Annotated in this window: 13 protein-coding genes; 7 read left to right on the top strand and 6 right to left on the bottom strand. The window is 40.7% G+C overall.

The window, feature by feature from the left end; genetic code table 11:
* Nucleotides 1-7 precede the first annotated feature (7 nt).
* On the top strand, nt 8-1,015 hold the full coding sequence (gene msrP, locus M5X66_RS00685; protein WP_036949887.1) for a protein-methionine-sulfoxide reductase catalytic subunit MsrP: 1,008 nt from the start codon (nt 8-10) through the stop codon (nt 1,013-1,015).
* Nucleotides 1,015-1,623, top strand: a complete 609-nt coding sequence (locus M5X66_RS00680) for a sulfite oxidase heme-binding subunit YedZ (protein WP_036949885.1) — start codon at nt 1,015-1,017, stop codon at nt 1,621-1,623. The genes msrP and M5X66_RS00680 overlap by 1 nt, the downstream gene beginning before the upstream one ends.
* A gap of 37 nt (nt 1,624-1,660) precedes the next feature.
* Here the strand turns inward: M5X66_RS00680 and dmsD are convergent, their stop codons facing one another.
* From dmsD to dmsA, 4 genes are all read right to left on the bottom strand, one after another.
* The gene (dmsD, locus tag M5X66_RS00675) at nt 1,661-2,275 is read right to left on the bottom strand and encodes a Tat proofreading chaperone DmsD (RefSeq protein WP_036949883.1); all 615 of its coding nucleotides are present in this window, start codon (nt 2,273-2,275) and stop codon (nt 1,661-1,663) included.
* A 274-nt stretch (nt 2,276-2,549) separates the two neighbouring features.
* On the bottom strand, nt 2,550-3,407 hold the full coding sequence (locus M5X66_RS00670; RefSeq protein ID WP_154637839.1) for a DmsC/YnfH family molybdoenzyme membrane anchor subunit: 858 nt from the start codon (nt 3,405-3,407) through the stop codon (nt 2,550-2,552).
* Nucleotide 3,408: 1 nt separating this feature from the next.
* Entirely contained in the window at nt 3,409-4,026 is a 618-nt protein-coding gene (locus tag M5X66_RS00665) for a DMSO/selenate family reductase complex B subunit (protein ID WP_036950397.1), read from the bottom strand.
* 11 nt (nt 4,027-4,037) lie between these two features.
* On the bottom strand, nt 4,038-6,482 hold the full coding sequence (gene dmsA, locus M5X66_RS00660) for a dimethylsulfoxide reductase subunit A (RefSeq protein ID WP_108478651.1): 2,445 nt from the start codon (nt 6,480-6,482) through the stop codon (nt 4,038-4,040).
* Nucleotides 6,483-7,173: 691 nt separating this feature from the next.
* Here dmsA and M5X66_RS00655 point away from each other — a divergent pair.
* Nucleotides 7,174-7,506, top strand: a complete 333-nt coding sequence (locus tag M5X66_RS00655; RefSeq protein ID WP_051422597.1) for a helix-turn-helix domain-containing protein — start codon at nt 7,174-7,176, stop codon at nt 7,504-7,506.
* A 58-nt stretch (nt 7,507-7,564) separates the two neighbouring features.
* Here the strand turns inward: M5X66_RS00655 and M5X66_RS00650 are convergent, their stop codons facing one another.
* A complete protein-coding gene (locus M5X66_RS00650; RefSeq protein WP_036950393.1) occupies nt 7,565-8,026 on the bottom strand; it encodes a hypothetical protein in 462 nt (153 codons plus the stop codon).
* A 5-nt stretch (nt 8,027-8,031) separates the two neighbouring features.
* Nucleotides 8,032-8,937, bottom strand: coding sequence for a winged helix-turn-helix domain-containing protein (locus tag M5X66_RS00645; protein WP_036950391.1), 906 nt, complete (start codon nt 8,935-8,937; stop codon nt 8,032-8,034).
* Nucleotides 8,938-9,362: 425 nt separating this feature from the next.
* On the opposite strand from M5X66_RS00645, the gene M5X66_RS00640 reads away from it, so the two are divergent.
* The 4 genes from M5X66_RS00640 to M5X66_RS00625 all read left to right on the top strand — a co-directional run bounded on the left by M5X66_RS00640 (nt 9,363) and on the right by M5X66_RS00625 (nt 14,005).
* Complete coding sequence (locus M5X66_RS00640; RefSeq protein ID WP_036950387.1) at nt 9,363-9,881, top strand: fimbrial protein; 519 nt, start codon at nt 9,363-9,365, stop codon at nt 9,879-9,881.
* Nucleotides 9,882-9,947: 66 nt separating this feature from the next.
* Nucleotides 9,948-12,323 (top strand): PefC/AfrB family outer membrane usher protein, encoded by a 2,376-nt coding sequence (gene pefC / locus M5X66_RS00635; RefSeq protein WP_154599832.1) that lies wholly within the window; start codon nt 9,948-9,950, stop codon nt 12,321-12,323.
* A complete protein-coding gene (locus tag M5X66_RS00630) occupies nt 12,316-12,984 on the top strand; it encodes a fimbrial chaperone (RefSeq protein WP_108478649.1) in 669 nt (222 codons plus the stop codon). The genes pefC and M5X66_RS00630 overlap by 8 nt, the downstream gene beginning before the upstream one ends.
* A gap of 10 nt (nt 12,985-12,994) precedes the next feature.
* A complete protein-coding gene (locus M5X66_RS00625) occupies nt 12,995-14,005 on the top strand; it encodes a fimbrial protein (RefSeq protein WP_154609626.1) in 1,011 nt (336 codons plus the stop codon).
* The last annotated feature ends 11 nt before the right edge of the window (nt 14,006-14,016 follow it).

Here is a 14,016-nt window from a genome sequence, read left to right as displayed (position 1 = left end):
GCGCACAATGAAAAAGTTACCTAAAATCCCCGGCTCTCAAATCACGGATGAATCCATTTTTTTTATGAAGCGCCGGCAGCTACTCAAAGCCTTAGGTCTGGGGGCAGCAGGTTTAACCGTTGCAGCGACAGCAAATGCGGGCTTATTTTCTTGGCTAAGTGACGATGCGCCAGCAACGCCCTCAGCGCCAAGAAAAGCACTGACATTTATTCAACCTGAAGAGTTTCAGTCATCGTTAACCCTGACACCTGAAGATAAAGTGACTGGCTATAATAACTTTTATGAGTTTGGGCTAGGAAAATCTGATCCAGCTGAAAACGCGCATACCCTCATTACCGACGAATGGACAGTAACCATTGATGGGGAAGTGAATCGTCCTTTGACCCTTAATTTAGATGATATCAACGCCAAGTTTCCCCTAGAGGAGCGTATTTATCGCATGCGCTGCGTCGAAGCTTGGTCGATGGTTATTCCTTGGGTGGGCTTTCCGTTAGCCAAACTATTGGCATTGGTGGAGCCCACCAGCAAAGCCAAATATGTCGCCTTTGAAACTCGTTATGCTCCCGAACAAATGCCAGGACAAAAAAGCCGTTATATCGGCGGTGGCTTACCTTATCCCTATGTTGAAGGGCTACGTTTAGATGAAGCCATGAATCCGCTAACCTTACTTGCCACTGGCGTATATGGAAAAACATTACCCAATCAAAATGGCGCACCGATCCGCTTGGTTGTTCCTTGGAAATATGGTTTTAAAGGAATTAAGTCTATCGTCAAAATTCGCCTAACCGAACAGATGCCAGATACCACATGGAACCTATCCGCGCCCAGTGAATATGGTTTTTTTGCCAATGTGAACCCGCAAGTTGATCATCCTCGTTGGTCGCAAGCGACCGAGCGTTTTATTGGTGCGGGGGGTTTAGGTCAAGTAACCCGACAGCCTACGTTACTTTTTAATGGATACGCAGACCAAGTCGCGAGCTTGTATCAGGGAATGGACTTGCGGAGATACTTCTAATGCCCCAAGAAAACAGGCTATTAGTGAGATTAACCAAAGGAGGCTTTCATCTTATTGCTCTGCTTCCTTTGGCATGGCTGATTTTTTTAATTGATACTCAGCGACTTGGCGCTGATCCCGCTAAAGACATCCAACATTTTACGGGAATAGCCGCTTTGCGTTTGCTCATCGTTATCGCACTGATCCCCGTTATCGCTAAATTATTGCGATTTACCACGCTGTTTCAGACACGAAAATTACTGGGATTATGGTGCTTTTTCTGGGCTCTACTGCATTTGAGTAGCTATTTATTATTGGAGATTGGCGTCAATAATTTATCACTCTTTTTTGAGGAGGTTTTTTCGCGGGTCTACTTAGTGATTGGCGCCATGGCTTGGCTATGCTTATTTTTGATGGCGGTGAGTTCGTTCAACCGCATACGAATGAGCCTAGGTGTATGGTGGAAAAGAATTCACATGCTGCTTTACCCAACACTATTACTCGCACTTTGCCACTATGCTTTGTCATTAAAAACCCTAACGCCTGAGCCAATGATTTACTTAGTGTTAGTGGGCGCTGCTTTTGCTTATCGTGTTTGGAGCCAACAAAAACAGCCGATCAAACCTTAGGATAAATTGGCGATCCCCAAGATCGCCAACCGACTCATCAGCGATAAAAAATCAGTTTTTTATCCACTTCAATATTCATCGAATCCTGCCAAGCCACCAGCGTTAAATGCGCTAACTTACTCAGCCCCACATAAAAGGGAGAATCGCCTTTTTCCTGCATTTTATCTAAATACAGCAGGCCCCACGGCAAAATATGTTTCCCTAATAATTCAGAAAGATTTTCAGGTTGATGTTCCGCCACCCAAGCCACCATCATCATCAATAAACCAAAATGGTCTTCGGGTTCATTTTGGGTTAAATGAATATCAATTTGGTTGGCTTGCATCCACTCACGAAGTTGCAAGGTAGACTCACCAAACAGCACATTTTCTTTATCAAGCCAGACCGATCCCCATGGTGGAGAAGGGAGTGCGTAAGGACCAATAAAGAGGCGTTGATAAGCTTCATCAAGGGTTTCATCATCACGTTGCATTGTCGCCATCTCTGCGGCAATCCCTTGTTTTTGCTCTTCAGAGCCGTAGTGCCAATCTGCAACCCATTCACCGGATACCAATAATTCGATAATCTCAGGCACTTGGTCAGGGGAATAATAGAATGCCGCACCAAGGATCCGAGCTGTCACAGAAACGTCATTTAAAGCGAATTCGTTCATGGTGTGTAATCCACTGTTCATGTGTTATTTGTTGTTTTGCTTATTATTGATAAAAATTCTTGGGAACGAAAGGCTTAGCAATCATCTGCTAAGCCTCAGACCATTTCCAAACCCATCAGGTTTGGAAATGGCTCGTTTGGGTTGTAACATTAACGAGGAAAATCAATTTATTGATTTTCTCCTGATAACACAAAGAGGGAAAAACCACGCTTTTATCCCTCTTTATCATCAACCTTAGGCTTAGCAACCATCTGCTAAGCCTTTGAGGTGATGATTAGTTAACTGCCATGCCCACGGTCATGTGCAGACCATAGAACACACCGCGTCCAACAATCTCACCCGCCAACACTAACAAAGTACCGATACCCAAGTTGATGACGGATGGATTACGTTTTGCGATTAACGGCATGACCCAGCAGCCCAGCCCCATCGCTACGGCAACAATCTTAATATCCATTAAGAAACCGTAATCAGGCACTAAATCCGTTGCTTTTTGTACTGCGGTTTCAATGCTCGCCAAGTCAAATCCTTGAGAGATTGCGGCGGCTGCACTCACTAATAATGCTATCGCACTCAATGCAGGGAGACGACGAATGCATTGCAGGTCAAACCCAGCAACACGCAATAGCAATGCGGCTAAGATAGGTCCGCCCAAGAATGCCGTTAGCACAAAGTTGATCATGGTGTAGCTGTTATTCCATGTTGGTACCGTTGGGATTTGGTACACACGGGAAGTCGCCACCACAAAGATAGCCGCAAGAACAGCTACCACCACTAACCACAGTTTGCCTAGCGCAGCAGGCATTTTATTTAACACTGCCAACAACCAATACAAGCCACCAAAGGCAAAGAAGATTGCACCACTGGCAATTTCATTACTCAGTGAAGAAGCCCCTAAGCGATTGAAGGCATTAAATGCACGCAGTGGTGTGCCCATGTGCATCGTGGATAATAAGAAACCAATCCCCATTAACACCCACAAGCCAAACATGCTGTAATGCACTTTACGGTTAAGTTCAGGGGATAGTTTTCCACTTAACAAAACCGCTGCCATCACAATAAATGCACCCGCAACACTTTGACCAATAACGGTGAAAAACATCAATGGCCATTCATGAATTCCCGCGCCCATATTAAACTTCCTCCGGGTTAGCCAGATGACCCGTGGTATCACCGACAGGTTTGCTATTGGCATTCAATTTTAAAACGATATTTGGATGAGTATACTCAGCCGATGGTAACGGTGCGATTTCCGCTAAATCGCCATATTTAGCGCGTAGCTCTTCAATCGGCGCCATATCCAATGCGCGTAATGGGCAAGATTCCACACATATTGGTTTTTTGCCTTCTGCAACACGCTCATAGCAACCATCACACTTGGTCATATGACCTTTGACTTGGTCAAACTGAGGCGCACCGTAAGGGCATGCCATACTGCAATAGCGGCAACCAATACAGACTTCTTCATCCACCACCACAAACCCGTCTTCGCGTTTGTGCATCGCACCACTTGGACATACTTTAGCGCACGCTGGATCATCGCAGTGGTTACACGAAATAGACAGGTAATAGGCGAAAACATTCTGCCCATAAACGCCATCTTGCTCAGTCCAATCACCGCCCGCGTATTCATAAATACGGCGGAAATTCACTTCTGGAGATAAATTTTTAAAGTCTTTGCAGGCTAACTCACAGGTTTTGCAGCCAGTGCAACGACTTGAATCGATATAAAAACCATATTGCGTTGACATATCTGGCATCCTTAAGCTTTCACAACTTCAACAAGATTAGAGTGTGATGGGTTTCCTTTCGCCAGTGGCGATGGACGCTGCGTGGTCAGCACGTTAATGCTGCCCGCATGGTCAATACGGTTACCATCTGGGTCATACCATGCACCCTCTCCTAAACCAACCACACCCGGTAAAATACGCGGGGTAACTTTGACTTTGACACGCACTTCGCCTCGGTCATTGTATACGCGGACTAAATCCCCATGTTTCAGGGAGCGTTTCGCCGCATCTTGTGGGTTGATCCATAACTCTTGAGGACAAGCCGCTTTCAATACATCCACGTTGCCATAGGTTGAGTGGGTACGTGATTTATAGTGGAAGCCCGTCAACTGTAATGGGAATTTCTCCATTAATGGGTCGCCATACTGCTCAAACCCAACGGAATAGACTGGCAATGGATGGATAACATCTCCCTCTTCCAGCTCCCATGAGTTTTGCAGCTCCGCTAATTGTGCGGAATAGATTTCGATCTTGCCTGATGGCGTGGTTAATGGATTCGCAATCGGGTCTTCACGGAAACTTTGATAAGCCACATGGTGACCTTTAGGATCACGTTTTTTGAAGATACCTTGCTCACGGAACTCTTCGAACGTTGGCAGCTCAGGTAATGCTGCGCGAGATTGTTCGTATAAATGACGTAACCACTCTTCTTGGGTACGATTTTCAGTAAACTGCTCACCGACACCCATGCGTTTGGCAATTTCGCTGGTCATTTCATAGATATTTCGGCTTTCAAAACGGGGTTTGATAGCTTGGTCAGCAAAAATAACGTAGGACATATTCCCCGCGGAAGCATCCATACAAAAATCCATTTGCTCAGACGCAGTGCAGTCTGGCAGTAAGATATCGGCATATTTTGCAGAGGCGGTCATGTGGTTATCAATCACCACAATCATTTCGCACTTCGATTCGTCTTGCAGGATATCGTGGGTACGGTTGATTTCTGAATGTTGGTTAACTAAGCAGTTACCTGCGTAGTTCCATACCATTTTAATTGGCACATCCAATTTATCTTTACCACGGACACCATCACGGGTAGCCGTCATTTCAGGACCACGCAGGATAGCGTCTGTCCACATAAACATGGAAATGCTGGTTTGCACTGGGTTAGTTAAGGTCGGCATACGCACGAATGGAATACTGTAAGAGCCTTCACGAGCCCCCGTGTTACCACCATGAATACCGATGTTACCGGTTAAAATCGCCAGCATTGAGATAGCACGAGACGTCAGCTCACCATTCGAACGACGCTGAGGACCCCAACCTTGCACAATATACGCAGGTTTTGCGGTACCAATTTCACGGGCTAATTTTACAATGCGATCTGCCGGAATACCGGTGATGGATGACGCCCATTCAGGGGTTTTCGCTTGACCGTCAGGACCATCACCCAGGATATAAGCTTTGTAATGCGCATTTTTTGGTGCGCCAGCTGGCATGGTGGTTTCATCGTAGCCTACGCAATATTTATCTAAGAATGGCTTATCCACTAAGTCTTCTTTGATCATCACATACGCAATGGCGTTAACGAGCGCCGCATCAGTACCCGGACGAATTGGGATCCATTCATCTTCACGCCCTGCACCCGTATCGGTGTAGCGAGGATCGATGATGATCATTTTCGCGTTAGATTTTTCGCGTGCTTGTTCAACATAGTAAGTCACCCCGCCGCCGCTCATACGCGTTTCGCCAGGGTTGTTACCAAACATCACCACTAATTTAGAGTTTTCGATGTCTGAAGGGCTATTACCGTCTGCCCAGCCACCAAAGGTATAATTCAGACCTGCCGCAATTTGTGCGGTACTGTAGTCGCCATAATGATTTAAATAACCACCACAGCAGTTCATGAGGCGAGCAATCAAAGTTGCGCCCGGTGGCCATGATTTTGTCATGGTACCGCCAAGAGTACCTGTACCGTAGTTCAGGTAAATGGACTCATTGCCATAATCTTTAATTAAACGCTTCATGTTATCGGCAATAGCGTCGAAAGCTTCTTCCCAACTGATTCGCTTAAATTTACCTTCACCGCGTTTGCCTACACGCATCATTGGGTAGCGCAGACGGTCAGGGTTATAGACGCGGCGGCGCATAGAGCGGCCACGTAAACATGCACGGACTTGATGCAGCTCTTCATACACGTCATTACCCGTATTATCGGTTTCGACGTATTTGATCTCGCCATCTACGACATGCATGCGCAATGGGCAACGGCTTCCGCAGTTAACTGTACATGCACTCCAAACAACTTTTTCATTCCCTGATGGTGTCGATGTTTTTTGCTCTGTTTCCGCTGAAGCGCTAAACGGAAGAGAAAATCCTCCCGCTGCGGCGGCTAAACCTGTCACGGCGCCCGCTTTCACAAAGCCGCGACGGCTAAGAGGAGCAAAAATAGCAGCTTTCTCTTTTATATTGGCCATATATAACTCGCTCACTTAAATTGCAATTGCTTAAAATAATAAGAAGTTTTTTCGCTAAATTTTTTTCGTTAAAACAATGGAATTAAAAAATGCAGTTTGTGTGCCATTAGCGATAAAACCGCCAGCCACATAATTAGAGGTAATTAGAGTTTTTGATTGAGTTAATAATATCAATCGGGGAACTCGAGAGATTGTCTTACATCAATAAATACATTGATAATCAACATCATCAATATGTTTATGCCGCTTCATTCGCGGTTTATTTCACCTATTCGCTATATAATTAAATATATAAAAAAGAGATTTATAATATATAACTGTCTATATTCAAATGATTATTCAAAAATAACACGCTTAAAGCTTTATTATTTTCTGATTATTTTTATCGATATTCCTGCGAAAAGAACCCTTGATTAAAAAACATCATATTGCGCAAATTATTGTGATACCACTAATAATAAATAATAATCTTAATAAGATTGGTTTCTATTATCATTTCAAACGATTTCTCTTTCAAAATACTCATTTTGCTTTTAATTAAGAAAATATGAAAACTTAATTTTTTAATAAAGAAATTCCCTAACTACATAAAAAACCTAGATTAAAAGACTAAAAACTATTTGATTTTTAATTTGGTTTACACCCCTCGGTGGAAATACAACAATTATGATTCCATCACGCAAGAGGACATATGATGAGTGAACACCTTTCCTTTGAAAGCACGCAAGCCTATAAATTACCCATTCAAGATATTAGCTTTTACTTTGCCGGAGAGAATGAAGCTCAAATAAACAATTTAATCGGGCACTATATAAGAAAAAAAAGAAAAGAACTGGGTTTGACTGGAAGCCAAATCGCTAGCCGTGTCGGTGTCAGTCAGCAACAGTTTTCACGGTATGAGGTAGGGATCAGCAATATCACATTACCGAGATTATTTTTAATTATTAGCAAACTTGACATGGATATTGAGACTTTCCTCAACGACCTTGTCATGATCGTTAAACGACTACATACACAGGATTAAAGAGGTAGTGATAGATAATCTTTTTATTGGGTAGATTATCTATCACGCTCATATTTAATCATTTGCAATAAAAAGCATACATATCATTGGTGAAAAAGACATACCCACCACTTTTCTGAGGATAGAGAAAGATATCCATATCTAGGTTGGGGTCCAAATAAGACTGAGACAAATATTTTTCTAACTCCGAAGAGTCCGTATTATCCGAATTCAATAAAATATTTTTCTTAGATTTAATTTTAAGACTATCGCCAATCTTTATAATATCGATATAAACCTTTCTTGCTACCTCACTCTCAATACCATTTTGGCTAAACTTGCCCTTTAAATTCACCCACCCTTCATGATCGCCTAAGGTGTAAGAAATACTCAAAGAGAGTTTTACATTGTTTTCAATAGAAATAGTCCTAAATGAGGATCGACAAATAATGTCATCTGACTCATTAACCTGGTATACAGCAATAGAAGAAAGAATAATTGCTGATGTATAAACAACAGCTTTCAAGATGCTTTTTTTCATTTTTATTATCCAGCCCAATCCATGATGTAATACGAAACACATTCATTATCTTTTAACGAAAATGAATCTAACTCTCTGATGCAATAAATGATTGATAATTTATTAGTGAAATTCCGTCTTATCACATACATATATTGATAATCATCAAATGACTTTGAAATAATTTCATCTGAGAGAAATTTAGATAATTTCGCATTTAAATCCATCTGCTTATTACAGAGTATTATTTTACTATTAATTTCTCCACAATGGGTGTAGTTCGATAAGCTACTACTTTTTTTTTGAAAATCGATATAGCTAAAAAAAATTGTTGTCATCAACACAATTAGAACTAGCATAATGATTGTTCTTTTCACTTCACGATTTGAGAAACTGAGCCACACATTCTTTTTTTTAATATACCCAGAGGGATATTTAGGAGGAGTATTTATGCTGATATTTTTATGGTTTTCTACTTTTTCCACTTTAGGGATATGGATTTTTTCTATTTTCCCATCATATTTCCTATCAATTTTGTGTTTATTTCTAAACCTACTACTATTTACATTATTTATCGATGAGTTAAGAATATGTATATCATCAACAAGCCTATAGCCTCTTTTAGGAATATTCTTTATTATCTCAAAATTGTGTTCGAGTTCGCTAAATGCCTTTCGTAACAATAAAATGTTTTGATAAAACGTATTGATTGTCACAAACTTCTTTTTTTCACCCCAACCTGCACTAAATAGCTCATCTTGTGAAATAACTTCATTATCTCCATCCACCTTGTTTTTTATTAAAAATAAAAGAATATTCGCAGCTGGCGTTAAGACTTTACGTTTATCTCCATTAAGTATGTATGTGATTTTCTTATTGGTGTAGTCAAACTCAAACTTGTCATTAATTATATATTTTATACTCGATTTCATAATTTCATTCTTTATTAATATAGTAAAACATCGCCACACTATACTACCCATGCGAGTGAACCGAAAATTGAAATAAATCATAAAAAACTAAAATAAATTTGAAGGTTTTATTGAGTTTTTTAGCACCACAAATCCACAACCTATTGTTAATAATGAATATTTTTAGAATTCCATATAAATAAAAATACTTAAGTAGTTTATTTAGTTTATCCAGCTGAGGAGTGAGAGTATTCTGCATCACAGAACGAGCAGGCTCCAAAACATTCATCTCTTAATGATGTAAATGATTTTTATTATCTATCATTTCGCCTGCACAGTTCCTGACATTAAAAATGGTGAAATTTAAATTTGAATCTTTGGATATGCATATCCAGAGATTCTTAATACACATTATTAAATATAAATACTCTTATGAGGATGATTAAATGAAAAAGATGTTATTACCTTTAATTTGTAGCAGCGTATTACTTAGTGGCGCTGCATTTGCAAATACAGGGGAAGTACAATTTATTGGAGCGGTAACTTCTGCAACTTGTGATATTGATACCGAAGTCGGTGGGTTAGTTAAATCTACAATTGATTTAGGCAAAATGACAACAGCAGATACCAATGGTGACTACGTTGAATTTAGTTTAGTTCCACGTACTGACGAATGTTTGAAAAAAACTAATGGTCAAGTAGGTTGGCAAAGCGCTGGATTTACTAATTCTGGTCTTGCAAATATGAAAGGAACAGCAAATGGTGTTTCTATTCAATTAACCGCAATGAACTCAACCACTCCAAATCAAGATGTAACTTATAACAGCCAAACAGTTGATTTTGGTAATGGAACCGATGCTATTGGAAATATGAATTTCAAAGCAAGAATGTTGGCAACAACAGGTCAAACTGTTACCGAAGGTACCATCATTTCTACTGCAACTTATGCAGTGGCATATAAATAATTAGTTTTATATTTTTAAATTAAGGGTCTTTGACCCTTATTACCGCTTACAAATAGTGATGGATATATGCGTTTAAAACCAGTCAATGCTTTTATATTATCCCTGTTGGTAAGTCCATTTTGTGTATATGCAAACTTGAATATGGACTTCTTACATGGAGGAGTTCAATCTCAAGCAGCAAGTATTTTTGATGACAGTGTTAAATATCCTGAAGGTCACTATATTGTAGAGGTGATTTTTAATCGCCACCCAATGGGAAAAAAAGAATTAATTATATTAACCAAAGATAGAGAAAATCTTTGTTTAAATACAACATGGATAAATGAGCTTTCATTGCCTATTAATTTATCATTATTTGAAAATGAATTCGATGCAGAAAGAAACTGCTACAACTTAGGTCATTATCCAGGTGTTAAAATTGACTTTGATAATGCAAAACAGGTTTTGACTTTTAATATTCCACAAGTCGCCTTAGATAACTCAAAAAATCAACAAGAATGGGATTATGGAATACCAGGGATCAAAGTTAACTATTCCGGGTATGTCTCTAAAACAACATCCGCTAATACCCAACTTTATGGGGATTTCGACTTATATTCTAATTTTGGTCGATGGGTAGGCTACGTCCGCAGTAGTTATCTTAAAGATTCAGGAACCGAGACTTCAGAAGCTACCATTTCAACTGCCATGAAGTCTATACAGGGAAGTTTTATTGCCGGTAAAACAATAACATCAATGACGATGTTACCTAACTTTGTGTTTTACGGAATGGCGTTACGTTCAGAAAAAAATATGCGCCCATGGGAAATGCGAGGTTACGCCCCTGTCATTTCAGGTGTGGTCAGTTCGAATGCAAAAATTACTATTTCACAAAATGGATACGTTCTTAGTTCTCAAGTCGTTCCTGCGGGAGCATATCAATTAAATGATATTTCACCCGTCAGTAATGGTGATTTGACCATTACTGTTGAAGAAGATAATGGAACCAAAACCGTGAGATATGTGCCAGTTGCCACACTCCCATCATTATTACGAGCCAATGAGATGGATTACAACCTCGTCATTGGTGAGCGAGAGCTAGCTGGAAAGCGTGAAAGCCACCCATTCCTTTTGGGCGCTCTTGATTATGGATTTACGTATTTTACGTTGCAAACGGCGGGAATTTTACACAGTGATTATCAAAGTGCTGGAATTGGTCTGAGTAAAGAGTTTGGTCAATTTGGTGCGGTCTCTTTTAACGTGAACGCGGCCAACAGTCACTTTCAAAAACAGACTCCCACATCACCTGATGCTAAGCAATCAGGGATAAGTTATATGCTGAAGTATGCCAATTCACTGTCGAATACGACTAACTTACAGCTTTTAACTTACCGTTATACAGGTAAAGAGTACGTTGATTTTAATGAGTTTAACCAAAATGCGCTGTACCAAAGAAGTAATCGTAAAGAGCGCTATGAAACCATTATTTCTCAAAATTTTGATAACAGCTTTATCAGCCTGTCGGGATGGGTACAAACCTACCGTAATCGTATCCGCAATGAAATCGGTGCTAACGTGACTTATAACACGGCCTTCAAAGGTATCGACTTTTCGGTATCTGCTGATTATCAAAAATTAAATGACCATGACCGTGATAATTATGCCATCTCCGTCGGTGTGAATATTCCGTTTAGTGTGTTTGATAAAAACCATTTTTGGACGAACTCGGTGAGCTATGACCGTGATAATAAAGCCAGTTTTAACTCTGGTATCGCAGGGAACATTAATGAAAAAGTGAACTACAGCGTGAATACCAGCAAAGATCGTGATAGTTGGTCAAACTCTGCTTACTTTGGATTTAACCAAGACTGGGTGAATACAGGTGTGGCTATTGCCCAAAACCAGCATCAAACCACAGGCTCTATCAATGCCTCCGGTAGCTTGCTTGCCACGCAACAAACCGGCTTATTTTTAACTAATGTGCGACAAGATACTGTCGCCATCGCCAACATTAAGAATATCGGAAATATTGTTTTTAATGACTCACCGCCTACAGATAGACATGGAAATACCGTAATTGGTGTCTCCCCTTATATTGAAAATAATTTAAAAATCAATACTGAGGAAGTTCCAAACAACGTTGAGTTACTCGATTCTGTACAACGCGTTGTTCCAACAGATAAAGCCATTGTTTATCGCGAGTTCAAATACTCAACCATACATCGATACATTTTGAGACTGAAAAAGAAAAACGGTGAGTTTGTGTCTGCCGGTAGCTCAGCACGAACAGAAAATAACGACTATGTGGGATTTGTCTCCAATGGCGGTGTTTTGCTGTTGAATTTATTAAGTCAGCCTAATGCCATTTTCATTACCTCCTCAAATGATGAGGTATGCACCTTAAATATGAATGGGGTAGAACCCAATGAAAACCAAATCATGGAGATCGAATGCAATGATTAAGCTCATATCCAAACTCGCTATCTTGCCATTTTTGTTAACCTGTTTTAATGCCTATTCCGCATTCACGCTGAATGGCACTCGATTTATCTATGATGAAGGTCGTAAAAATATTGCGGTTGAAGTTAAGAATAATAGCGAAAAAGCCTACGGTGGGCAGGTCTGGATCGATAACCTCAAAGGGGATGATGTTTTCTTTGTTCCTGCACCCAACTTATTTAAAGTCGCAGCCAATGAAAAACAGCTTGTTCGCTTAATTTATATTAATGACATACTGCCAAAAGACAGGGAATCACTGTTTTGGCTGAATGTTCAAGAAATCCCACCAGTTGCCTCTGCGGAAGAGGGCAATGTCCTTGCTGTGGCATTAAATACACAAGTTAAGCTCATTTATCGCCCTAAAATCCTTGCAGAAAGCCGAGAGGATGCAGAAAAAAATATCACATATAGCGGTTCAACACTGAAGAACCCAACACCTTACTACTTTGCACTCACACAAGTTTCCGTCAACAACAAACCGCTGTCTTTATCCGCGGATGTTGAACGCTCAATTAGCTTATTCCCGCCTTTCAGCGAGATGGATTTACAGCGCCCGTTATCCGGTAAAGTCACTGTTGAAGCCATTGATGACTACGGCGCTCGACGTGTGATCGAACTGCAATAAGGACATCATCATGGCAAAAAAAGGGTTTTACCTTGGAATATTGATGCTTTTTTTCGCGTTAGATGCCTCTGCGGCAAGATGCCGAAATATATCCATCAAATATTCATTTCCAGCACAAATCGACGTGACGAACAAAAAAGTTGGCGATCAACTCTATACTTTTGGCGCCCCTGGTGTCCCATTAACTTTAGCAGGGCAATGCTTACGTGCTTCAAGTGGTGCGGGGAATACGACAGGTAACTTTATTTATATTGTTGATAAATATGGCGCATCACCAAATGATTGCCCAAATGGTGGAACCGTCGATAAAACCTCATCCGATGGCATTTTAAGATTTCGATCAACAGGAAGCTGTAGTAACAGTGCTTGGATACTGGTTTTAGACTACAAAACCAGTGGAACGGGCTATACCAATTTAGCCAATGCTGGCGGAGGAACAGACTCTGGTACCGTTTACTTACAGAAAAAACCCCCTGTTGGAAAAACGGTTGTAAACCCTACTTACATGTTAACCAGAAAATTCTATTCACGAATTGGTAATAACAGCCGTACGTTAATGACAGAGAGTGTCGCGTTCAGTGCCCCAACATCGATGACCCTCGTCAATAACGCATCATGTGCGGTCTCAGTCAACGATGTGGATTTTGGCAACCAAACTGCAAGTTCAGTTAACGCAAAATCTGTTGCCGGTAAAACCATCAACGTCGCGTTTACCTGTAATGCGGTACTACCCGCCTATACCTTAAGTTTTTCAGGAAAGGATGGTGTCAACAATGCTGCGAATGGAATTATCAATGTGAAAAGTAATCCATCCGTTGGTTATCAATTCACATGGGGCAATAGTGCATTTAAACCTGTAAATAGTGCCGTCGTTATCAATGGCGCCGCTATTGCACCAAACACTAAGCCAACAACAGCAAACTTCACGATCCCAATTACCGTCAAACCCGTTCCGTTAACAACTCAAACGGCAGTGGGGGCAGCTAATACCGCCTTGACCATTAATGTAAAACTAAACTAACAGGATTTTTT

It is taken from the genome of Providencia sp. PROV188, assembly GCF_027595165.1.
GTDB classification, from domain to species: domain Bacteria; phylum Pseudomonadota; class Gammaproteobacteria; order Enterobacterales; family Enterobacteriaceae; genus Providencia; species Providencia lanzhouensis.
The sequence above is the reverse complement of the archived record's forward strand: the minus strand, read 5'-3'. Positions and strand labels throughout refer to the sequence as shown.